This is a genomic window from uncultured Campylobacter sp. (assembly GCF_937981295.1).
Lineage (GTDB): Bacteria > Campylobacterota > Campylobacteria > Campylobacterales > Campylobacteraceae > Campylobacter_B.
Window position 1 is genome coordinate 17,318 of the sequence record NZ_CALJPC010000014.1, and the last position, 23,192, is coordinate 40,509.

Annotated in this window: 21 protein-coding genes and 1 other RNA gene; 15 read left to right on the top strand and 7 right to left on the bottom strand. The window is 43.9% G+C overall.

The window, feature by feature from the left end; translation table 11 throughout:
• Nucleotides 1-9 precede the first annotated feature (9 nt).
• On the top strand, nt 10-450 hold the full coding sequence (locus Q0135_RS01215; protein WP_297987610.1) for a CopD family protein: 441 nt from the start codon (nt 10-12) through the stop codon (nt 448-450).
• A gap of 65 nt (nt 451-515) precedes the next feature.
• The gene (gene nhaA / locus Q0135_RS01220) at nt 516-1,679 is read left to right on the top strand and encodes a Na+/H+ antiporter NhaA (RefSeq protein ID WP_297987611.1); all 1,164 of its coding nucleotides are present in this window, start codon (nt 516-518) and stop codon (nt 1,677-1,679) included.
• Nucleotides 1,680-1,810: 131 nt separating this feature from the next.
• Here nhaA and Q0135_RS01225 read toward each other — a convergent pair whose 3' ends face one another.
• Genes Q0135_RS01225 through ruvC form a run of 3 tightly spaced genes read right to left on the bottom strand, consistent with a single transcriptional unit; the run spans nt 1,811 to nt 3,632 of the window.
• On the bottom strand, nt 1,811-2,338 hold the full coding sequence (locus tag Q0135_RS01225; protein WP_297987613.1) for a cysteine hydrolase family protein: 528 nt from the start codon (nt 2,336-2,338) through the stop codon (nt 1,811-1,813).
• A complete protein-coding gene (locus tag Q0135_RS01230) occupies nt 2,338-3,144 on the bottom strand; it encodes a nitrilase-related carbon-nitrogen hydrolase (protein ID WP_297987614.1) in 807 nt (268 codons plus the stop codon). Before Q0135_RS01230 ends, Q0135_RS01225 begins: the two co-directional genes overlap by 1 nt.
• 8 nt (nt 3,145-3,152) lie before the next feature.
• Nucleotides 3,153-3,632: a crossover junction endodeoxyribonuclease RuvC gene (ruvC, locus tag Q0135_RS01235; RefSeq protein WP_297987616.1), complete on the bottom strand. Its 480-nt coding sequence runs from the start codon at nt 3,630-3,632 to the stop codon at nt 3,153-3,155.
• A gap of 110 nt (nt 3,633-3,742) precedes the next feature.
• Here ruvC and dnaA point away from each other — a divergent pair, with 110 nt between their 5' ends.
• The 6 genes from dnaA to Q0135_RS01265 all read left to right on the top strand — a co-directional run bounded on the left by dnaA (nt 3,743) and on the right by Q0135_RS01265 (nt 11,671).
• Complete coding sequence (gene dnaA, locus Q0135_RS01240) at nt 3,743-5,071, top strand: chromosomal replication initiator protein DnaA (protein ID WP_297987618.1); 1,329 nt, start codon at nt 3,743-3,745, stop codon at nt 5,069-5,071.
• A 156-nt stretch (nt 5,072-5,227) separates the two neighbouring features.
• Nucleotides 5,228-6,307, top strand: coding sequence for a DNA polymerase III subunit beta (dnaN, locus tag Q0135_RS01245; RefSeq protein WP_297987620.1), 1,080 nt, complete (start codon nt 5,228-5,230; stop codon nt 6,305-6,307).
• Between the two features lie 9 nt (nt 6,308-6,316).
• Nucleotides 6,317-8,629 carry a DNA topoisomerase (ATP-hydrolyzing) subunit B gene (gyrB, locus tag Q0135_RS01250; RefSeq protein WP_297987622.1) on the top strand — a complete coding sequence of 771 codons (2,313 nt, stop codon included), beginning with the start codon at nt 6,317-6,319 and terminating at the stop codon, nt 8,627-8,629.
• A complete protein-coding gene (locus Q0135_RS01255) occupies nt 8,629-10,059 on the top strand; it encodes an EAL domain-containing protein (RefSeq protein ID WP_297987624.1) in 1,431 nt (476 codons plus the stop codon). The genes gyrB and Q0135_RS01255 overlap by 1 nt, the downstream gene beginning before the upstream one ends.
• Nucleotides 10,059-10,439 (top strand): preQ(1) synthase, encoded by a 381-nt coding sequence (gene queF / locus Q0135_RS01260; RefSeq protein WP_297987626.1) that lies wholly within the window; start codon nt 10,059-10,061, stop codon nt 10,437-10,439. The genes Q0135_RS01255 and queF overlap by 1 nt, the downstream gene beginning before the upstream one ends.
• Nucleotides 10,436-11,671 (top strand): HD domain-containing protein, encoded by a 1,236-nt coding sequence (locus tag Q0135_RS01265; RefSeq protein ID WP_297987627.1) that lies wholly within the window; start codon nt 10,436-10,438, stop codon nt 11,669-11,671. The genes queF and Q0135_RS01265 overlap by 4 nt, the downstream gene beginning before the upstream one ends.
• A 3-nt stretch (nt 11,672-11,674) precedes the next feature.
• Here Q0135_RS01265 and ffs read toward each other — a convergent pair.
• Nucleotides 11,675-11,771: signal recognition particle sRNA small type (gene ffs / locus Q0135_RS01270), an RNA gene on the bottom strand.
• A 47-nt stretch (nt 11,772-11,818) separates the two neighbouring features.
• On the opposite strand from ffs, the gene Q0135_RS01275 reads away from it, so the two are divergent.
• From Q0135_RS01275 to Q0135_RS01285, 3 genes are all read left to right on the top strand, one after another.
• Nucleotides 11,819-12,238 carry a hypothetical protein gene (locus Q0135_RS01275; RefSeq protein ID WP_177386922.1) on the top strand — a complete coding sequence of 140 codons (420 nt, stop codon included), beginning with the start codon at nt 11,819-11,821 and terminating at the stop codon, nt 12,236-12,238.
• A 64-nt stretch (nt 12,239-12,302) separates the two neighbouring features.
• Entirely contained in the window at nt 12,303-14,105 is a 1,803-nt protein-coding gene (gene typA / locus Q0135_RS01280) for a translational GTPase TypA (protein WP_297987629.1), read from the top strand.
• 113 nt (nt 14,106-14,218) lie between these two features.
• Complete coding sequence (locus Q0135_RS01285) at nt 14,219-14,806, top strand: HAD-IB family hydrolase (RefSeq protein WP_297987631.1); 588 nt, start codon at nt 14,219-14,221, stop codon at nt 14,804-14,806.
• A 446-nt stretch (nt 14,807-15,252) separates the two neighbouring features.
• Here Q0135_RS01285 and Q0135_RS01290 read toward each other — a convergent pair whose 3' ends face one another.
• Both Q0135_RS01290 and Q0135_RS01295 read right to left on the bottom strand, forming a co-directional pair.
• Nucleotides 15,253-16,065 carry a transporter substrate-binding domain-containing protein gene (locus Q0135_RS01290; RefSeq protein ID WP_297987633.1) on the bottom strand — a complete coding sequence of 271 codons (813 nt, stop codon included), beginning with the start codon at nt 16,063-16,065 and terminating at the stop codon, nt 15,253-15,255.
• A 224-nt stretch (nt 16,066-16,289) separates the two neighbouring features.
• Nucleotides 16,290-17,093 (bottom strand): transporter substrate-binding domain-containing protein, encoded by an 804-nt coding sequence (locus tag Q0135_RS01295; protein ID WP_297987635.1) that lies wholly within the window; start codon nt 17,091-17,093, stop codon nt 16,290-16,292.
• Nucleotides 17,094-17,190: 97 nt separating this feature from the next.
• Here Q0135_RS01295 and Q0135_RS01300 point away from each other — a divergent pair, with 97 nt between their 5' ends.
• Nucleotides 17,191-18,204: a hypothetical protein gene (locus Q0135_RS01300; RefSeq protein WP_297987637.1), complete on the top strand. Its 1,014-nt coding sequence runs from the start codon at nt 17,191-17,193 to the stop codon at nt 18,202-18,204.
• A 281-nt stretch (nt 18,205-18,485) separates the two neighbouring features.
• On the opposite strand, the gene Q0135_RS01305 is transcribed toward Q0135_RS01300, so the two are convergent.
• Nucleotides 18,486-19,067: a Crp/Fnr family transcriptional regulator gene (locus tag Q0135_RS01305; protein ID WP_291938860.1), complete on the bottom strand. Its 582-nt coding sequence runs from the start codon at nt 19,065-19,067 to the stop codon at nt 18,486-18,488.
• Between the two features lie 127 nt (nt 19,068-19,194).
• Between Q0135_RS01305 and Q0135_RS01310 the strand changes: the two genes are divergently transcribed.
• The 3 genes from Q0135_RS01310 to Q0135_RS01320 all read left to right on the top strand — a co-directional run bounded on the left by Q0135_RS01310 (nt 19,195) and on the right by Q0135_RS01320 (nt 23,167).
• Nucleotides 19,195-19,761: a hypothetical protein gene (locus tag Q0135_RS01310; RefSeq protein WP_297987640.1), complete on the top strand. Its 567-nt coding sequence runs from the start codon at nt 19,195-19,197 to the stop codon at nt 19,759-19,761.
• Nucleotides 19,762-19,774: 13 nt separating this feature from the next.
• Complete coding sequence (locus Q0135_RS01315; RefSeq protein ID WP_297987642.1) at nt 19,775-22,222, top strand: molybdopterin-dependent oxidoreductase; 2,448 nt, start codon at nt 19,775-19,777, stop codon at nt 22,220-22,222.
• Nucleotides 22,223-22,450: 228 nt separating this feature from the next.
• The gene (locus Q0135_RS01320) at nt 22,451-23,167 is read left to right on the top strand and encodes a hypothetical protein (RefSeq protein WP_297987644.1); all 717 of its coding nucleotides are present in this window, start codon (nt 22,451-22,453) and stop codon (nt 23,165-23,167) included.
• Nucleotides 23,168-23,192: the final 25 nt, after the last annotated feature.

Consider the following 23,192-nt stretch of genomic DNA (forward strand, 5'->3'; position numbering starts at 1 on the left):
GAGGCTCAAATGAGTTATTTTTGGTTTAAATTTGTCCATTTTGCGGGTTTTATTTCATGGATGGCGATGCTATTTTACATGCCGCGCTTGTATGTATATCACGCTGAAAATTTAGACAAGCCGGATTTCGTAAAGGTCGTTAAAAAGATGGAGCGGATGCTGTATCACGCGATCGGCTGGATAGCAATGGTCGTAACGGTTTTTAGCGGCGTGATGCTTATTATTTTAAATCCTGGGCTTATGAAAATGGGATATTTTCATATAAAATTACTAGCCGGAGTTTTGCTAATCTGTTATCATTTGTGGCTGTATTATTATATGTATAAATTTGAAAAAAACGAGTGTCACAGGAGCGGAAAATACTTCCGTGCGATCAACGAAGGCCCTACGATCATAATGTTTATAATACTTTATGCAATGCTAATAATGCCGAATTTACCGAGCAACTAGCCCGTTTTGATAAAAATTTAATTAAAATTTGCATAAAATTAAGGCAAAATTTTTAAAGGAAGCATGTGCAACATATCATTAAGAAAATTTTATCAAGCGAAAGTAGCGCCGGCGTTATATTACTTCTATCCGCGGTTTTTGCGATCATAGCTCAAAATGTGGACTTTTTATCTAAATACTATGAGGCATTTTTACATCTAAGCTTCACCATAGGTGTGGGTTCTGCGAAACTTGACGAATCGATGCATTTTTTGGTAAACGACGTGCTTATGGCGATATTTTTCTTTGCCATTGGACTTGAGCTCAAGCGCGAAAAAATAGAAGGACAGCTGCGCCATTTCTCACAAATTTTACTTCCTAGCTTCGCGGCTCTGGGCGGAGTAATGATGCCTGCGATCATATTTTCGATCATCAACTGGAGCGATGCCGTCGCGATGAAGGGCTGGGCGATCCCAACGGCGACCGACATAGCCTTTGCCGTGGGCGTGATGGCGCTTTTAGGCAAAAAAATCCCGGCTAGCCTTAAAATTTTCGTTTTGACGCTTGCCATAATGGACGATCTGTGCGCAATTTTAATCATCGCTTTGTTTTATTCCTCTACCATAAACGCAATCTATCTAGGCGGCGCGGCTGCCTGTGTCGCAATAATGCTAGCGATGAGCAGACTTGGCGTTGATAAAAAGCTTCCGTTTATCATCGTGGCCGTTGTGCTGTGGGTGATGGTCCTAAACTCTGGCATACATGCGACCATCGCGGGAGTGCTTGCGGGTTTTTGTATCCCGCTTAAAACCCGCTCGGGCTCTATGCTAAAGGATATGGAGCACGGACTAGCCTACCCCGTAAATTTCTTCATCTTGCCGATCTTTGCCTTTACAAACGCAGGCGTTTCGCTAGCAGGCATCAGTCCTAGCTTCCTTTTCGGTCCGGTGCCGATGGGCATCATGCTTGGACTATTTTTCGGTAAACAGATCGGAATTTTTGCCTTTAGCTGGATCCTAATCAAAGCCAAAATCGCCTACATGCCTGAAAATGCAGGCTGGCCGCAGCTTTACGCAGTAGCAATCATCTGTGGTATCGGCTTTACGATGGCGCTTTTCGTCGATGGCCTAGCATATGGTGGCAGCGATATGTATCATTACACGGACAAGCTCGCGGTATTTTTAGGCTCGATAATTTCCGGAGTAGTGGGATTTTTCGTCGCAAAAGCAGTCGCGGTAAAACAAAGCTAAATTCCATAAAAAGATTAAAATTTTAAAATTTTACGAGCAACACAAAATTTCAAAATTCTAAGAGCGGCTCTAAATTTTAAATTTATACTCTATAAAATTTAACTTAAAATTCTGTCTGATCCAAGCGCAGCTTAAATTACCAAAATACCCGCATTTTGCATTAAGCTTAGCGCACATTCGTCGTAGTAGCCGCGCTCATGGTTCGGCGCATCGTAGGTAGCTACCGCACCTCGCGGAACGATGACGTCCTTATCCTCGCCAGTTTCGTTGAGATAGGTGCGCAGGCTAAGCGCAAACTGCATCACGCAGATATCGGTGCAACAGCCCGTAATCACAAAGCGATCGAAGCCGTCCAGAATTTTTTTATCCAAATTATGAAAGCCGTTCGTACTGCGCTTAAAAGTGACGTTTTGCTCACCTACGTAGGGCGCAAGCTCCTCGATCACCTCCGCTTCGGGCGAGCCAACTAGACAGTGGATCGGGTAGCGCTTCATCTCCAAATCCCGCTCGGCGTGAGCATCGCAGATGAAATGCACGTTTTTCGCCGCCTCAATCTGTTTAAGCACCGCAGGAGCGATCTTTGCTATGCTAGGATCGGCCATCGCGCCGAATTTTACGAAGCCGTTTAGCATATCGATCACAAATACCAAAGTTTTCATCAAAACTCCTTATAAATTTCAGGTTTCATATCTTTTAAAAGATCCATTTTAGCGCGAAATTTTAAAATTTCATCTAAATCCGCTCGAGCGATCTTCACGGCCTCTTTTTTGCCTAAGCGCGCGACGATCTCGCCTCCCGGACCGATCAGCATGGAATTTCCGCCGAAACTCTCGCCCTGCCCCGTATCGCCGCAGCCGTTTACCGCGCAGATAAAAATTTGATTTTCGATCGCGCGGGCTTTCGCAAGCGTGATAAAATGCTCTATGCGGCTTTGTGCAAACTGTGCGATTACAAAAACCACTTGCGCGCCGCGAAGCGCCAAGGCGCGAAAAATTTCGCAAAAGCGCAGATCATAGCAGATCGCGACGCCGATTTTGACCGCGCGATTTTGAAATTTTATCTCGCAAATGCCTAGCTTATCGCCGCCGCTTACGATCTCGTTTTCTCGAACGGGTGAGAAAGCGTGGATCTTGTCGTAGCGTAAAATTTCGGCTCCGTTTTGATATACGAAAGTAGAATTGTAAATTTTATTTCGCTCGGAGCTTATCGATCCGCCGATTAAAACAGCGCCGCTTTTTTGCGAAATTTCGCTTAAAAATTTTTTCGTATAAGCAGCGTTCGTATCGGCAAGCTCTTTAAATTTAGCCGTATTAAAGCCCGTGTTAAATGCCTCGGGCAGCACCACTACGTCCGCGCCGCGTTTTAACGCGCGATCTATCAGCTCGCGCGCATGAACAAAATTTTGCTCACAATCTGCAAAATTTTGAGCTACTTTCACATCCATTTGCAAAATAGCGATTTTCACAAAACCTCCTATTTAGGCGCTAAGCGCATAACATTTGCATGCGTAAGCGCAATAGCTATGGCATCGGTGATGTCAAGCGGCTTAATCTCCTTATTAATCCCCAAAATTCGCTTAACCATAAACGCAACCTGTTCCTTTGCAGCCTTTGCCTTGCCCGTGACAGATTTTTTTACCTGAAGCGGCGTATATTCGACAAAATTCCCAAAAATTTGTAAAATTTTAAGAGCCAGCGCGCCGCGAAACTGAGCAAGCTTTAAAACAGACTGCGGATTATAGGCATAAAACATCGATTCTATCGCGACCTCATCGATCTTATGAGCGCTAAAAATTTGATCGATCGCCTCGCTCATCTGCGTCATTTGAAATTGCACATTTTCGGCCTTCATTTTCACAAGTCCCGCCTCTATAAGAGTAATTTTATTCACATCTTTTTCCAAAATCGCATAGCCTAAATTTCTAGTTCCCGGATCAATTCCTAAAATTTTCATAGCCACCTTTCACACTTATTCACGGCTTAATCACCGGTGAATAAACTGAAATTTACCGCAAATTTAGTGAAATTTAGCTAAAATAGCGACTTAATTTATAAGGGAATTTAATGGCGACGTCACAAGCACAAGAAATTTTATCAAACCTAGAGAAGGAAATTTTGCCTACCGAATACTCTAGATATATCAAAAATTTGAAATTTAACGATAAAAACTCGACACCGGAATTTTTCATCTACAACGCAACTAACGAGTTTATCGCTAAATACGCTCAGACAAAATACGGCACTAAAATAAAAGAGCTTATCAAAAAACAGTTCGGACTTAATGACGTGATCGTCAAAATCACCTCAAAGGCTAAAATTTCGCCGAAAGAAAAGGTAAAAATCATCTCCGAAAAGCCTAAGAGCACAATTTTAAGTGAAAATTATAATTTTGAAAATTTTATCATCGGCGATTCAAATAAATTTGCTTTTGAGTGCTCAATTACCGTCGCAAAAGAGCCTGGAATCCGCTTTAATCCGCTTTTTATCTACGGACCTAGCGGGCTAGGAAAAACTCACCTGCTTCAATCGATCGGAAATTACTGCATCAAAAAGGGAAAGACCGTCATTTGCGTCACTAGCGAGCAGTTTGCCAATGATTTCGTCTTTAATCTCAAAAACAACTCGATCGATAAATTTAAACAAAAATACCGCAACTGCGACGTTTTGCTCATCGACGACATTCAGTTTTTAATCGGACGCGATAAAGCCCAGGAGGAACTTTTTTATACGTTTAACGAGCTGAAAGACAAAAACTGCCAAATCGTCCTTACCAACGACCTACCACCAAAATTCCTAAAAGGCTTTGAAAGCCGCCTCACAACGCGATTTGAAAGCGGCATAATAGCAAACATTACCCCGCCAGATCTCGAAACTAAAATCGCCATTATCAATAAAAAGAGCGAAGAAAATCGCGTTAGAATTCCACACGACGTCGTAGAATATATCGCTGCAAATATGGGCGACAATATCCGCGAGATCGAGGGTGCAATCAACAAGCTAAACGCTTACTCGTCGATACTTCGCACAAAGATCACGCTGGAATTTACAAAAAGTACACTTCAAGATCAGATCCATCAAAAATATTCAAGCGTGAATCTCGAACACGTCATCGAGGTGATCTCAAAAGAACTGAACGTAAAACCTAGTGAACTAAAGAGCAAAACGCGAGCTAAAAACGTCGTCGAAGCGCGTCAAATTTGCATATATCTAACCAAACAGTTAACTCAAAACTCAATGCCTAAAATCGCCGCATTTTTTAATCTAAAAGATCACAGCGCCATCAGCAAAAATATCAAAAAAATCAACGAGCTCATACAAACCGACGAGATGTTAAAGATAAAAATCGAAGAGCTAAAAAACAAAATAACCAAAAAGGACAAGAATGAAATTTAAACTTTATAAAAATAAAGCAAAAAAGGTGAATGAAAGTGAATAAAACAAAGCTACTTACTCACTGGATAAACTACCTAAAGACAAGTTTTAGAATAAGTTTTTCACAAAAACCACTTACCAACTACTACAACGATAAAAATTTAAAAGGATAAAAATATGAAAGTGTTAATCACTAAAAAACTTCTAGAAGAGATAGTTTCAAATACTAGCTCCTATCTTGATAAAAAAGATCTAAGCTCGATAACTTCGCATCTTTTAATGAGTGCAAAAAATGGAATTTTTAGTATAAAAGCTACCGATCACGAAATCGGTCTAAGCTATAATCTTCAAAACGTCTCAATAGAAACAGAGGGAGAAGCTACAGCAAATGGAGGCAAGCTCCTTAGCGTAATTAAAGGTCTAAGCGACGATAACGTTACTTTAGAAACTGTCAACGGAGTGCTATTCGTAAAGCAAAAAAAATCCAAGTATAAACTTCCAATGTTTGAGACTAATGATTTTCCAAACTTTCCTACAATAGATGGTAAAAACAGCTTTGACGTAAACGCTGGAATTTTAGGCAGAAGCCTTAAAAAAATATATCCGTCGATAGACACCAACAATCCAAAATATGAGCTTAATGGCGCTTTGATCGACGTAAAAGAGGGCTTTTTAAATTTAGTCGGAACCGATACGAAGCGACTTAGCGTTTATAAGCTGATCACTCAATCAAAAGCGGGCGAGCTAGATACTAAAATTTTGATTCCTAAAAAGGCGATAGGCGAAATTCAAAAGTTATTTTCGGATAAAATTAAAATTTACTACGACGAAAACGTGCTACTAGCAGTGAGCGAGAATTTTGAATTTTTTACAAAGCTTATTAATGGCAAATTTCCAAACTACGAGCGCGTGATCCCAAGCGATACGGCGTATAAAATTTTAATCCCACGCGATAAGATGGTAAGCGGCGTGCGAGCTATAAACGCGATGTGCGAGGAGATGAAGGTTACCATTAAAAAGGACGGAATGATTTTTGAGAGCATTAACGAAGATAATTCCGAGGCAAAAACCGAGATTGAAGCGGCGATCGAGATAAACGGCGAGATAGTTTTTGGCGTGAAAAACCGCTTTTTACTTGATTTTTTAAGTAATATCGAGAGTGAAATTTTTGAGCTTGATTTTAACAGCTCCGATACGGCGTTCGTACTTAGCGCGGATGGCTTAAAAACGGTCGTCATGCCGATAAATAATATTTAAAGGAAAATTATGAAGCAAAATTACGGCGCTAGTAATATTAAAGTTTTAAAAGGTCTTGAGGCTGTTAGAAAGCGCCCCGGTATGTATATCGGAGACACCAATATCGGCGGACTTCATCATATGATTTATGAGGTCGTAGATAATTCGATTGATGAGGCGATGGCAGGGTACTGTGACACGATTGATGTCGAGATCACTAGCGAAGGAAGCTGTATCGTTAGCGATAACGGTCGTGGAATCCCCGTCGATATACACCCGACTGAAAAAATTCCTGCTGCGACGGTGGTTCTTACGGTGCTCCACGCAGGCGGTAAATTTGACAAAGACACTTATAAAGTCTCCGGCGGTTTGCACGGCGTGGGCGTTAGCGTTGTAAATGCGCTCTCAAAAAAGCTCGTTGCTACGATCAAACGTGACGGAAATATTTATAGACAAGAATTTGCCAAAGGAATTCCTACTACCGAGCTTGAAAAGATAAAAACTACTAATCGCACGGGTACTACGATCGAGTTTTGGCCCGACGGCGAAATTTTTGAAATTTTAGAATTTGATGATGAAATTTTATCAAAAAGATTTCGCGAGCTAGCGTATCTAAATCCAAAAATTACGATAAATTTTAAAGATAATCGCACGGGCAGGGACGAGCACTTTCACTTCGAAGGCGGTTTGGAGAGCTTTGTAAACGATATGAATAAAGCGCCTGCCATATCCAAAGCTGTATCGTTTAGCGACGGCGCAGAAGATGTTATGGTGGATTTTGCGCTGATGTATAACGAAACATATAGCGAAAATTTACTGAGCTTCGTAAATAATATTAAAACTCCGGACGGCGGTACGCATGAGGCGGGCTTTAGAGCGGGTCTTACGCGCGCGATAACAAATTATGTCGCGGCAAATGCGGCTGCGCGTGAAAAGGACACAAAGATCACCGGCGACGACGTTCGCGAGGGACTTATAGCGGTAATTAGTGTAAAGGTTCCCGAGCCGCAGTTTGAGGGACAGACGAAAGGCAAGTTGGGCTCCAGCTATGTTAAGCCGATCGTGCAAAAGATGGCATTTGAGGTGCTTAGCAAGTATTTTGAAGAAAATCCGATTGAAGCGCGCGCCATTATGAATAAAGCTCTTTTAGCCGCGCGCGGTCGCGAAGCGGCGAAGAAAGCACGTGATCTAACGCGCAAAAAAGATAATATAAATTCCGTCGGCACCCTTCCCGGAAAGTTAGCTGATTGTCAGAGTAAGGATGCAAGCATCAGCGAAATTTATCTAGTCGAGGGCGATAGTGCGGGCGGTTCGGCGAAGCAGGGAAGAGACCGCGTGTTTCAAGCGATCCTGCCGCTTAGAGGTAAAATTTTAAACGTAGAAAAGGCGCGGCTAGATAGAATTTTGCAATCCGAAGAGATTAAAAATATGATCACGGCCTTTGGTTGCGGTATCGGCGAGGAATTTAACGAAGAGAAGCTTCGCTATCACAAAATCATCATTATGACCGATGCGGATGTCGACGGCAGCCACATCCAGACGCTGCTTTTAACATTTTTCTTTAGATTTTTGCGCCCTATCGTGGAAAACGGCTATGTTTATCTGGCGCAACCGCCGCTTTTTAGATATAAAAAGGGTAAAAAAGAAATTTATCTAAAAGACGAAAAAGCGCTGAGTGAGTTTTTGATCGAAACCGGCATTGATATGGGCGAGTTTGAAGGTATCGGAAATGAGGATCTGATCGATTACCTAAAAATCGTTTCAAACTACCGCTCGCTTCTAAATGAGCTCAAAAAGCGCTTCAGCGTGCTTAGCGCGATCAGATTTTTGATAGAAAACGACGAAGCGCGTAGCCTTGGTTATGAAGAGCTATTTAAAATTTTAAAACCGCGTCTTGAGAGTGAAGGATTTAATATCTTAAATTCCTACGTAAATGATGAAGGGATTAGAATTTACGTCCAGACACCGAGCGGCCTAGAACAGCTCGTGATAGATGAGAATTTATTCGGCAATTATATCTTTGAAGAGGCGATTAAAATTTATTCAAAGATCAAAGATCGGGATGTAAATTTTGGCAAAGATTTTATTGAAATTTTAGACGAAATCGAAAAAAGCTCGAAAAAAGGCGCTTATATTCAGCGTTACAAAGGCCTTGGTGAGATGAATCCGGAGCAGCTTTGGGAAACCACTATGAGCCCTGAAAATAGAAGGCTTTTAAAAATCAGCATTGCAGACGCACAGAGTGCTAGCGATACCTTTAATCTTTTTATGGGTGATGAGGTCGAGCCGCGCCGAAACTACATCCAAGATCATGCCAAAGATGTTAAACACTTGGATATATAATGTCTGTTCTATTTAGTGAGACCAAAGAGCGCGAAAATCGCTTCATAACGGCACTTAAAATTTCGGTGCCGTTTACCTGCGTTTTGATTGTTTTTGGAATTATTTTGTTTCGAAACGGTGAGTTTAAATTTGACGACGTAATTTTATTTTTAATACTTTTAATCTGCTATGTTTATTATGTCATATATCAAATTTACTTTGGCTTTCAAAAGACGCTGATAGATCCCGTTACTCACGTGTTTGTGCGCGAGGAGATCGAGAAAATTTTAAGTAATGATCTAGCTAAAAATCGTCAAATAAATATCGTTCTTTTGCGAATTAAAAATATCATCGACATAAACGATCGATACGGATATAAAAACGGCGATGAAATTTTATATGAGTATTGTAAGGAACTTTCAAATTTTATGGCGGAGCAGGGTTTTAAGGACCTTCCGATCGGGCGCTTTATAAACGGCTACTTTGTATTCGGAGTGGAATCAAAAGCTACAAATTTAAGCCATATTTTGCGGATGTTTGAGCATAAAATTTCAAGTCAAACGATCAAAAATGTAGAGATTAAAAGCGAATTTACGATGCTTCCAAGTTCATATGATCGCAATCTGCATAATATCGTAAATGCGCTATTTTATAAGATCAATCACCTGAACGACGAAGAACACGGCGAGAAGGCTATTGACGTAGAGAAAGTATTAATAGACGTGTTTTCCGCCGACGTAATGGAAGCGATTGATAGCGAAAATTTCAGTTTTAAATATCAGCGCGTCGCGGATAAAAACGGCGTAAAATCGCATATAAATTTGATCCCGAAGCTCGATCTAAGAAGCGGCGAAAAGATCACAAAAAGTAGAATTTTAGATATTTTGCTTCTAAATCATTACGATATTAAATATGATATTTCGATGATGAGACAAATTTCTAGAATCATCTATTTTAAAGATATTGACGCTAAAATTTTCATCGAGATTATGCCTCAGACCCTGCGAAATAACGAGTTTCGCAATGAAATTTTAAAGCTCATCGATAATAATCTGATCGATCCAAAAAAGATTGTGTTTGAGTTTAACGAAAAGCTTATCTATTCGGAGATTAAGCGCTTTGATGAAATTTTAATTAAATTCCGCGAACTCGGTTTTAGCTTCGCGCTGTCGCAGTTCGGCGGCTCAAACGCGAGCTTTGAGTATTTAAAATTTCTAAACGTCGATTTTATCGTTTATGACATAGAATTTAATAAAAATTTAGACGATGAAAAGATTAAAAATATATTTATAGGCATGAACGAAGCCTGCGCGAAATCGGGCGTCGAAACCGTAATGCGCTTCATCGACAAAGAGGAATTTCAAATGCAGCTTTATAAAATGGGTATCGATTATATTCAAGGATTTTGCGTCGAAAAGCCGAACGATATATCGAATTTAAGGAGATCATAGTGAGATACGGCGAAGAGGAAATTGAAAAATTCGATATAGAAAATATGGAAGTTTGGCCCAATAAACAGGAGCGCGATTATTTGATAAAAATCACCCTGCCCGAGTTTTGCTGCCGCTGCCCGCGCTCGGGCTATCCGGACTTTGCGACGATCTATTTGGAATATATCCCGGACAAGCTCGTAGTGGAGCTTAAGGCGATTAAAATTTACATAAATTCCTTTATGAACCGATATATCAGCCACGAAGATAGCATAAATGAAATTTACGGCGCGCTTCAAAGCAAGCTAAAGCCTAAATTTATGAAAATCACGGGCGATTTTAATCCGCGCGGTAACGTCCACACGGTAATCGAAATAAACTCGGATCAAATTTACCGATGATAAGCTCAAATTTAGTCGAACAAATTTTTAAATCCGCAAGCATTAGCCGTTGGAACGATTACCCAAAGATGGTGAGTTTAGTCGAGCTCGACAAACAGGCACATAAATTTATCATTGCTTATTTTATTGCTAGCTTTGAGCGCGATGTGGATATCAACTACGTGATAGAAGCGGGGATTTTCGAGTTTTTAGCGCGCATCGTCGTGACCGATATCCGCCCGGACGTCTTTCATCAGATCCAAAAAACCAAAAAATATAAGATCAACGAATGGGTTTTAAGCGTCTTGGAAAGCGATCTTTTGCCTATTCAAAACGGCGCCTTTTTCGAGCGATTTAAAAAATATCTAAATTCCAAAGACCATAAGAAAGAAGCCGTGATCTTAAAGGCGGCAAGCTACCTCTCTACGCGATGGGAATTTAACATCGTCTATCAAACGAGCCAGTTTCTAAACGACATCGAGGAGCTAAAAGCCAAGGTCGAGGAGGAGCTCGAGGATTATTACGAGCTCATCGGTGTGCGAAAGATCGTGATGAACAAAAAACTCGCCCGCATAGTCGATTTTAGCGGCAGACTTCGTTTTCAAAAGCGCTGGGCGCAGACGCCGCGCATCCCTGAAACCTCGGTGCTGGGACATATGCTGGTAGTCGCGATTTTAAGCTACTTTTTCTCGCTTGAAGTGGGTGCGTGCCGCTCGCGCACGGCATATAATTTTTTCTGCGCTCTATTTCACGATTTGCCAGAAAGCCTCACTCGCGACATCATTAGCCCCGTAAAATACGGCGTTAAAGGCCTTAGCGACATCATTAGCGAATATGAGATGCGGCTAATAGACGATAAAATTTTACCATTCGTGCCCGAGCATATGAGAGATGATTTTAGCTATATTTTGGGTATCCGCAAAGAGGGCGGTAAATTTATAAAAGACGAGTTTGAAAACCGCACCTTCGAGCTAGGCAAAGAGCCTAAATTTGCAGAGGGCAGCCTAAAGATGTTTAACAAAGATAAATTTCGCGCAATCGACGGCAAAGCGCTTAAGTATTGCGACAAGCTAGCGGCGTTTTTCGAGGCTGGAATTTCGATCAGTTACGGCGTAAAGAGCAAGGAGCTGCTTAGCGGGTATAATTCGATGTTAGAGTTTTTCAAAGCCAAGCCAAAAATCGAAGGCGTCGATTTTTATAGTGTTTGCGAGGATTTCAAAGAGCATTTCGGACTTAATAGGATCGATTTATAAAACCCCTTCCCAGATGGCTGCGGCACATGCGAGATCTAAGTGCTCTGCTGTATTCCTACCCTGAAGCGGTGCCTAAAAAAGCATTGCACAGGTCTAAGAAAGGGCAAACGGGATTATATGGAAATGTTTCTTAAAGTAAGGTTATAAATGAATTTCAAAAATCATCTTCTATCCGTATTTCGCGAGGTCTTTATCCCTCATCATCGCTCTATCGAGTTTAGAGCCAAAATTTTTGCCGCAATGCTGCTTGCCAAAAAGAAGCAGACCGACGAGGATTACGACGCGATTAAAGATATAGCTGGCGAAATTTATCCGGGCGACGAGCAGCGCATCGGCGTGTTGGTCTCTATCGTAAAAGAATATATCTTAAAGGCAAAGACCTATAAAAGTTTAAATTTAGACTCGCTTCTAAAAGAGATCGACAGAGATATCAAAAACAACAAAAAATATATCAAAAAGATCGATTTTTCGCATCTGCGCCGTCTGATCGGAGATGATGACGAGGATGCGCTGATCCAACAGCGCGTGTATGAGTTTTTTGTCTGCGAAGTCAAAGAGTATTCGTAAATTTTTATCTTAAGAATTTTTTTAGTATAATCATCAGTTTTTGAAATTAGAAACGGAGAAAAATTTGGAAAATATCAGAAATATTGCGGTTATCGCGCACGTCGATCACGGCAAGACTACCATCGTAGATGAGCTTTTAAAACAGTCCGGCACCTTTGGTAATCACCAAGAAGTCGGCGAGCGTGTGATGGATAGCAACGATATAGAGCGCGAGCGTGGCATTACGATCCTATCCAAAAATACTGCCATCCACTACGGCGGCGTTAAAATCAATATCATTGACACTCCGGGTCACGCCGATTTCGGCGGCGAGGTCGAGCGCGTACTAAAGATGGTCGACGGCGTGCTTTTGCTCGTCGACGCGCAAGAAGGCGTTATGCCGCAGACGAAATTTGTAGTAAAAAAGGCGCTATCTTTGGGGCTCAGACCTATCGTAGTCGTAAATAAAATCGATAAGCCCGCAGCCGATCCGGACCGCGTGGTAAATGAAATTTTCGATCTTTTCGTAGCGCTTGACGCAAACGACGAGCAGCTTGAGTTTCCCGTCATCTACGCCGCGGCCAAAAACGGCTATGCAAAATACGATCTAAACGACACAAGCGCCGATATGAAGCCGCTTTTTGAGACGATCATCTCTCACGTTCCAACCCCTAGCGGTAGTGATGACAATCCTTTGCAGCTGCAGGTTTTCACGCTCGATTACGATAACTACGTAGGCAAGATTGGCATCGCTAGGATTTTCAACGGCACTATAAACAAAAACCAAAGCGTTATGCTAGCTAAAGCCGACGGCACGCATATAAATGGTAGAATTTCAAAGCTCATCGGTTTTAACGGGCTTGAGCGCACCGACATCGACGCGGCGGGCACGGGCGACATCGTGGCAATCGCTGGCTTTGACGCGCTTGACGTAGGCGATAGTATCGTCGATCCCAATAATCCGATCCCGCTTGATGCGCTACATATCGAAGAGCCCACCCTTAGCGTAATTTTCAGCGTAAATGACGGACCGCTGGCGGGCACGGAGGGTAAATTCGTAACCTCAAATAAGATCGACGAGCGCTTGGAAGCGGAGATGAAAACTAATATCGCGATGCGCTATGAAAACGCGGGCGAGGGTAAATTTAAAGTAAGCGGCCGCGGCGAGCTGCAGATCACTATTTTGGCCGAAAATATGCGCCGCGAGGGCTTTGAGTTTTGCCTCGGGCGCCCGGAAGTTATCATCAAAGAGATCGACGGCATCAAATGCGAGCCTTTCGAGCACTTAGTTATCGACGCGCCCGATGATTGCACCGGCACCGTCATCGAAAAGCTCGGTCGTAAAAAGGCCGAGATGAAGGTGATGAACCCTACCGGCGACGGGCAGACGCGTATGGAGTTTGAGATCCCCGCGCGCGGTCTTATCGGCTTTCGCTCGCAGTTTTTGACCGATACTCGCGGCGAAGGCGTAATGAACCATAGTTTTTTGGAATTCCGCCCTTTCATCGGCGCGGTCGAGAAGCGACAAAACGGCGCACTCGTAAGTATGGAAAACGGAGTGGCGCTAGGATATAGTCTATGGAACCTGCAAGATCGCGGCGTGCTTTTTATCGCTCCGCAGGCAAAGGTTTATCTGGGTATGATCATCGGCGAGCACAGCCGTCCGAATGATCTGGACGTCAATCCAATCAAGGGTAAAAATTTAACTAACGTCCGCGCCAGCGGTAGCGATGATGCGATCAAGCTCGTACCGCCGCGAGTATTAAATTTAGAGCGCGCTTTGGAGTGGATCGAAGAGGACGAGCTTGTAGAGGTCACGCCAGTAAATATCCGCGTGCGCAAGCGATACCTGGATCCTACGACGCGCAGACGAATGGCGAAAAAATAGAATTTCAAAATGAAATTTTAAAATTCGGCGTGAAATTTAGCTTTTAAATTTCACGCCTTTTTTTATAGCCAAATTTTAAAATTTGCGCTGCTAAAATTTTGCTAGGAGAGGCAATGAATCTTGTTTTATTCGACTTTGACGGCACGATCACGCGCGATGATTCGCTGCTCGAGTTCGTCGCCTACGTAGTCGGATTTAAGAAATTTTTTCGCGGGATTTTGGTGCTATCGCCCATTTTAGCGGCGTATAAGCTAGGCCTTGCGAGCAATAATTTTACGCGCAGAAAGCTCTTGGGCTACTTTTTTGCGGGCATGAGCGCCGATAAATTCGATAAAATTTGCAAAAAATACTCCACCACCCACATCGAAGATATCCTAAAACAAAGCGCGATGGACAAGATCGCAAGCTACAAAGCCGCGGGCGATAAAATCGTCATCGTCACTGCCTCGCTCGAAGACTGGCTGCGTCCGTGGTGCGAGGCGCAGGGCTTGGAGCTTTTAGGCACTAAAATACGGCGTAAAGGCGGCATCGTCACGGGCGAGATCGAGGGGCAGAACTGCTACGGCGCGCAAAAAGTCGCCCGCGTGCGCGCGGCATACGACGTGCAGGCCTTCGATCGCATCATCGCTTACGGCGACAGCAGGGGCGATCGCGAGATGTTAGAATTCGCCGACGAGGCGCACTACAAGGCGTTTGAGTAAATTTCTGCGACCACAAAGCTTAAGCGATAGTATCTGCGATGACTGCGCTTTTGCCAAGAGCTAGATTTCGCCTCACGCGGAATTTTATCCTTTTAAATTTATCTCGCTTATCTGCGGAATTCTACACCGCACGATAAATTTATATTTTATCGCAGCGCAAAAGCCCTGAACTACGAAATTATGTTGCAGAATGGGATTTTAAAATTCTCGGTGCAGATAAAATTCTGAAATTCCGTCGTGCATAAAATTTTAAAATTTTATCGTAGCATGGAATTTTGCTCCGAATGGAATAGATGTTTTTAAACCGAGCGTAAGATAAAATTTAAAATTTTACGGAATTTATTGGTTACTAAAATTTCAAAATTTGCAGGTTTCAGAATATCTACTCGCCGCATACGAAGCGGAATTTTAAAATTTCAAAATTCCGCGCCTTAGAATTCTAAGGTCTAAAGCATGTTGTAAATTCCGTCTAGCAGGAAGTATTTTTTATCCGCAGTGCCGCGGTAAAATGGCTCGAAAGTGTCCTCATAAGCCTTTTTGAAAAAGCCCTCTTTGCTTAGCTTGATTAGATCGGCATTGATGAAATCAAGCAGGCTTTGATTACCTTTTTGCACGCCGACGCCTAAGAATTCCGCTGCGCCTAGGTTTTTAAACGGCACTTCGAGCGTATCGTCCACGACAGCATAGGCTAGGACGATTATGTTGTCGTTTGCGTAACCGTCGGCTCTGCCGTCCTTCATCATCGCGTAACACTCGCTAGTATTTTTGCAATAGACCAAATTGCTAAATTTCTCTTTGCGTAGATAGCGCTCGGTCATCGAGCCGTTGGGATTTTTTTCGATTGAAATTCTCATATCACGAACCTGTGCGAAGTCCTTCACTTGATCCTCTTTACGCGTTACGATGCCAAAATTTACCGATAGATACGGAAGTGAGAAATCCACCTGCTTCTTACGCTCTTGCGTAATCATAAAGGTGCCGATAACCATATCGACCTTGTTATTTTTCAAAAACGGGATTCTCTCGCCCGCGGTTACGGCTACGAACTGCACTTCGCCCTTTTTATCGCCGAAAATATCTTTGGCGATCGAGCTAGCAAGCTCGATTTCAAAGCCCTCAAACTTGCCGTTATTAGACTCGCTTAGCGGCGGACGACCTTCGCGCACACCTACTCTGATAACCCCTGCCTGCCTGATTTCATCTAGTGTATTTGCAAAAATGCTAGCGCAAAATAAGGCTAAAATAAAAAGTAATCTCATAAAAAGCCCCCTACTTTTTAGTTTTGAAATAATTATAGCACTATATATTTTAGAGAAAATAAATGCAAGCGGTTTAAAATTCAATCACCGCGCGTATGCAAGTTTGAAATTTAGGGGCGAATCGGGGATTTAAAATTTCGCAAATTCTAAATTTTAAATCCCAAGATTTATTCGTTATGCAAACTGCCTTCGATAAATTTTATATTTTAATTCCTAGCTCGCTTTTATAGCAAGTCATAAATTCCATCTAAAAGGAAGTATTTTTTATCCGCCGTACCGCGGTAAAAAGGCTCGAAAGTGTCCTGATAAGCCTTTTTGAAAAAGCCCTCTTTGCTTAGCTTGACAAGCTCTGCGTTGATGAAATCAAGTAGCTCCTTATTTCCTTTTTGCACGCCAATACCGATGAAATCAGGCTTACCGAAGTTTTGAAACGGCACTTCGAGCGTATCGTCCACGACGGCGTAGGCTAGCACCGTGATATTTAGATTGACGTATCCGTCGGCTTTGCCGTCACGGATCATAGCGTAGCATTCGCTTGTGTTTTTGCAGTAGCTTACGTTGCTAAATTTCTCTTTTTTGAGGTAATTATCTACAGTCGTGCCCTCTTCGGTTATGAGCCTCATATCGCGCAAACGCGATATATCTTTGATGGCGTCCGCTTTGCGAGTTAGTACGCCGAGATTGGTCGAAAAATACGGCATCGAGAAGTCTACATGATTTTTGCGCGCCGAATCGATGACGAAGGTAGCTGCGACCATATCGACTTTATTATTGACTAGATATGAGACGCGATCGGCGGCGCTTAGAGAGACGAACTGCACTTCGCCTTGTTTGGCACCGAAAATCGCCTTTGCGATCGCATTGGCAAGCTCGATTTCAAAGCCTTCAAATTTACCACCGCTAATCTCGCTAAAAGGCGGTCTGCCGTCTCTGACGCCTACTCTAATGACGCCGCTATTTCTGATCTCTTGCAGCGTGTTTGCAAAAAGCCCCGCACAAAGCAAGATCAAAGTAAAAAGTAGTTTCATTTGCTGCTCCTTTGTTTAGGTTATTTACGGCTAATTCTAGCGAAATTAAAATCAAAAGGCGCTTTTTTGGGCTAAATTTATTTGCCGTTTGCTTTTTATGAAATTTCAAGACGCCGTTAAATTTAGCCTTAGATTTGATATAATCGCACAAAATTTAAGCGAGGGCGATATGAAAAATTTTATCTTTTTGTGGCTTTTGCTTGCGGGCTGCGCTTTCGGTGCCGCTAAAGAGGATGCGGCGGCTTCTACTACGCAGCAGACGGCGTCAAATTTGCCGCAGCCAAATTTTGAAATTTTTTACGATGAAAATGCTAGCGATGCGCAGATAGATGCGGGCTTGGACGCGCTTTTAGAATTCGCGGCGCAAAACAGAGGCAGGATCGACGAGGATTTCGGGGAGTTTAAAGATAGAATTTTCACCGCTTTTATTTTTAATCCGAAGGTGCTTCGAAATTCAAAATTCGACTTCGAGCGGATAGAAAAAATCCTTAAATTTAAACCAAATCTCAATTACGGCGGAGACGGCGGTTATTTCTCGCCGCTAAAGCTCGCGATCTTTTTCGGCTCGAAATTTAGCGGTGAGATGGCGAAGCTTTATCACTTTGATAGCGCCGATGCGATGCGGCTTTTAGAGCTTTTGGTGCAAAACGGCGCGGACGCCAAGACTAGCGGGCTGTTGCGAGATGCCGCGGCAAGTGATAATTTCGAGGCATTTAAGTTTTTGATCGCAAACGGCGCGCGAGATACGAAAGACGTGGTCGGCTCGGTTGCGGGCAGCGAATTAATATTTTTAAGCGATAACAACGTTTCTATTCTCGGATATAAGGAGGCGCTGCCGCTTGCCGCGAGGGAGTTTGCCGCGGGAGCCAAATTTAAAGAATTCCGTGACGGGAGATTACGCTATTTGGAGGAAATTTTAAAATTTCAAAGCTTTGCGAGCATCGATAAAAAGGAGGTAGAAACGCTTATCAAAGTAGCTGTGGTGCTGGATGACGAGATGACGGCGGAGTTTCTGCTCGCTCACGGCCTTTGCGAGCAAAAGGAGCTTTGCGAGTTTCTAAAAGCGCAGGCGAAAACTTACGACGCTGTAAAAATTTTGCAATCTTTGTAAAATTTAGCGCGCCGCCTCGCTTTGTTAAATTTAAAATTCGTGCCAAGAGCGTTAAATCGTCGCACCGCATTTTGCGCGTGAAATTTGCTTGGTCGCGCAAACGCCCGGTCTCCAATTTATCCGAGCCTCATCTTACTTTGCGATGCTTCCGCTTGTCTTTTTGATCTGCGTGTCCTTTCGTTTGATTCGCGCCACGCGCCCTTTTATTGGGTTAAATTTAAAATTTCGCGGGCGGCTTTCGCCAAAATAGTTTAAATTTAAACTCGCCTTGCGGATTTAATCTACAAAATTTTAATCCTATTGCCCTTTAATTTCACGATCTTTTTGTCATTTACTAGCTTCGTAATCGCCTGAGAGACGTTTTGGCGAGGCGCACCGAGTAGGCTTGCCAGCGTCATTATATTAAAGGGAAGCTCCACGATCTTATCGGCGTTTGCGATGCGATTTAGAAAATTTAAAATCCGCGTCTGGATTTTCGCAAAAACGATCTCTTTAATTAAAATCCGTTGCGAGTAGATATTTTTGATAAGCGCGTTTATGATCGAGCTTGCAAACTCGTCTCCAAGCAGCTCAAAAAGCTCCGAGATGTTGATCTGCAGCGTCTCGCAGTCGCTTAAAATTTCAAGGCTCGTGTTTTTATCCAAGCAAACGTAGGCGCCGCTTCTTACGAAGCTAAAGATAAATTCCTTGCCGTTTTCGTAGCAGTTTAGCTTCGCCCTGCCGCGCAGCAGAATGATAAATTTAAACTTCTGCGCGTAGATCACGTCGCCGCGAGCGTAGCTTTCGCGCCTAAATTTAGCAATCCGCTCCCTGCTTAAAAAGTCAAATTTCTCGCTGTAATCGTTATTTAGTCTATCTATCATAGCAGCTCTTTGCATAAAATTTCACGTAAATTTTACATAAAAAGGATAAATTCGTCGCAATTGCGACAAATTTAAATTTATCTTTGATTTATAATTCGCGTTAAAGACAACCCAGAAAGGATACTTTATGAGGAAAATTTTTATCTCATTTATCTGTGCGTGTTCGCTTTTCGGCGGAGAGGTAATCTCTAAAACCGCTACGATCTCGCAAGACGGCAAAGCAATCGGCGAGGCTGAAATTTTAACGCCGATTGAGGTGCTATCCAGCGATGGCAGCGTTGCCAAGATTAAAATTAAAGGCGTCGTAAGCGAAAATTATCAGCTTCAGATCCAAAAAAATATGAAGGAGGCTGAAATTTACGCGATTTTTACGAACGAAGCCGAAGCAAATTTTAAAAAGGGCAAAAAGCTCGAGGACGATTACGGCGAGATCTGGTACGAAGCCGAGGGGATTTATGAGATCAGTTCGGATGCCGTAGCTAAGGACGCCAAGGTTCTTTATGCGGAGGCAAAGACAAACTACGAGCAGATCTGCTCAGCGTGTCACCGCCTGCATGAGCCAAAGAGCTTCACGGCAAATCAGTGGCCTGCAAATTTACAGGAGATGATCAATGCAAACTACGTAGCGCTCGAGGGCGACGAGCTAAATTTGATCATAAAATACCTACAACACAACGCAAAAAAACCTGAATGATAAAGGAGATCAGATGAAAAGGCGAGACTTTTTAAAGGCGGGGATTTTAGGCGCAAGCGCGGCTAGCGCTAGCAGGATCGAGGGGGTCACGCAGACGATTTTTGATAACAAAAAAGTATTCGGCGCGAACAGATTCGGTACTTTTTGGCTAAATTTAAACTCATCGCAGATCGTTTCGGTAAGCGATTTCGAAGGCGATAAATTTCCAAACACGATGAATTACAGCTTGCCCGATAATATCCAAAACGAAAACCGCGTGCTCTATCCGATGGTGCGCAAAAGCTATCTAAAGGCAAAAGGCGCGGCAAAGAGCGAACTGCGCGGTAAAGAGGAGTTTGTGCGGGTTAGCTGGGACACAGCTCTTGATCTAGCGGCGAAGGCTTTGAAAGAAAATTTCGACAAATACGGCGCCGAGGCGATCTACGGCGAGTGCTACTGGTGGGGCGGCAGCGGCAAGATCGGCTGGGGACGCACCGTAGCGCACCGAATGCTTAAAATTTTAGGCGGTTACGTAGAGGAAAGCGGTGATTATTCGACTGGCGCGGGGCTCGTTATCATGCCTCATGTGCTAGGCTCAAGCGCCGTTTACGACGCGCCTACCACGTGGAAAGCGATTGTCAAAAACGCCAAAAACGTCGTATTTTGGGCGACCGATCCTGCGGTAACTAATCAAATTTCATCCATTCCGCCTACGCATGACGGCTACATCGGCATGCAAGAGCTTAAAAAATCGGGCATCAAAACCTACAGCGTAAACGTGATGAGAAACGATACTGCGCGCTACTTCGGCAGCGAAGATATCATCGTGCGCCCAAATACCGACACCGCGCTCATCATCGGCATGTGCCATTATCTATTTACGAACAACCTCTACGACGAGGAATTTATCAAAAAATACACCGTCGGATTTAATAAATTTAAAGCGTATTTTCTAGGCGAGAGCGATAAAATCGTAAAGGACGCAGCTTGGGCGAGCAAAATTTGCGGGCTTAGCGAGGATGCTATTGCGAAATTTGCTACAGCGCTTGCAAAGGAGCCGACCACGATCCTAATCGGTCGCGGTTTGCAGCGCGCAGATCACGGCGAGCAGCCTTTCTGGGCGCTAGTGGCGCTTAATGCGATGCTGGGATATATCGGCAAGGAGGGTCTCGGCTTTGAATTTAGCCTGGGCTACGGCTCCGCGGGCGCTACGAATAAAGTGGCTCCGATTTTAAAAGGGCTTAGTACGCGCATAGATGAAAAATACGAAAACACGGGCTCTGCGCCTTGGAAAAGCGCGAAAAATATCACCATCCCGTCCTCTCGCAGCATAGAGGCGCTGGAGCATCCGGGCAAGCAGATCGATTATGACGGTACCAAGATCAAGCTGCCGCATATGAGAGTCGCATATATGGCGTGCGGATCGATGTTTACGCGCCATCAAGACGTGAATAATATTGTGAGGCAGTGGCGTAAATTTGACACCGTCATCACCGCCGAGCCTTACTGGACGAGTACGGCGAAGCTTAGCGACATCGTGCTTCCCGTCGCGATCGAGGTCGAGCGTAACGACATCAACCAAACGGGCGCTACGGGCGAATATATAGTCGCTTATAGACCTGCAATCGAGCCAATGGGCGAGAGCAAGAGCGACTTTTGGATCTGCGAGCAGATCTGCAAGCGTTGGGGATACGGCGAGGTCTTTAGCGAGGGCAAGGACGAGCTAGGCTGGATGAAGGAATTCTACGCCGATGCCGTAGAGCAAGCCAAAGGCCTAAATATAACGATGCCTAGCTTCGAGGAATTTTATGACAAAGGCTTCGTGCGCTTTGAAAAGGACGACGAGAGCAGCGCGCTATATACGCGCCTTGCGGCATTCCGCGAAAATCCCGCCAAAAACCGCTTAGGTACCCCGTCCGGCAAGATCGAGCTTTACTCGCCCGTAATCGCCAAGATGGGCTATGCCGACTGCCCGCCTATGCCTACTTGGATCGAGCCTAAAGAGTGGCTGGGGGACGCGAAAAAGACGGCGAAGTACCCGATTCACATCGTAAGCCCACACTCTCGCTACCGCTTGCACAGTCAGCTAAACAACTCGATTATCAGAAATTTCGCCGAGGTTAGCGGCAGAGAGCCGGTGCTTATCAATCCAAAAGACGCCGAAGCGCGCGGTTTGGCTACTGGCGACATCGTGCGCGTTTTCAACGATCGCGGCGAAATTTTAGCGGGCGTGCTCGTTACCGATATCGTGCCTGAGCGCGTCGCAGCGATCTGCGAGGGCGCGTGGTACGATCCAGAGGTTTGGGGCGAAAAGAGCCTCTGCCAGCATGGCTGCGTAAACGTGCTTACGTTTGATAAGGGCACGTCAAGTCTCGCGCAGAGCAACTCGGCTCACACCGTGCTAGCGCAGATTGAGAAATTTAAGGGAGAGATTAAACCTATAACGGCGTTTTCAAAACCTAAAATCTTACAATCCTTGTAGCGCGTCGTCTTTTAAGCGTCTTTGAATGAGCTAGAAAATTTCGCCCTGCGACAGGCTAATTGCCTAGTCTTGGGACGAAATTTTCGTCGCAACATTCAAATCCATCTTAAAATACTTCCGCTTGTCTTTTTGCGTTCAAATTTTGTAATCCGTCAAATTTGAACGCAAATTTTGCGCGTATTAAAAACTCTGCTAAAATTCGCTCAAATTTAACCCAAAGATCGCACCGTGCAAATTCCAAATTTAATCCAAAATTTTATCCGCAAACGTATCGTTTCAGAGTCTGTTTTGCTACCTTTTTTCTATCCTGATGAGGGCGAGTTTGAGAGCTTTCAGGAGGGATATAGGCTCGCTAGCCGCAAAACTGGCGAGGAGCTTGCGGACGATACGCCCGGGCAGTGGCGCAAGAGCTGGCGGGTCATCGCGCGTAACGGCATGGACGATCCGTTTTTTGTAGATTTTGCCCTCGGGGATGCCTCGCCCGTGTATTTTGCCTATCACGGCGCGGGTTCGTGGGAGCCGATAAAGGTCGCGGACGACGTCGTTAAATTTGAAGAAATTTTAACCGCACTTGCCGCGCTTGAGGTGCCTTGCTCGCTTGAAGCGATTGCGCCGCTTACTGATTTAAACAACGAATTTTACCGCGAACTGGCGGACGACTACGCGCGGAAAGATGAAGTGCGCGAGGAGCCCGAATATAAATATTTTAGCGTTTTTATCGAGGACCTGGGCGCGGACAAGGTAAAAACGCTCGTGTTTTTAAAGAAATTTTTTGAAGACGAGAGCTTTGCGGCGACTAGAGATAGGACGCAAAATCTGCCGCTTTGCGTATTTAACGGCATAGAGGAGCTGGCGCTGGCGCTGCAGGACAAACTCGCCTCGCTCGGAGTTAAATTTTACGCGCAGGAGATAACTTTTAGCGAATTTATCGCGCGCCGTGGCTAAGCGGGCAAATTTTAAAATTTCAACT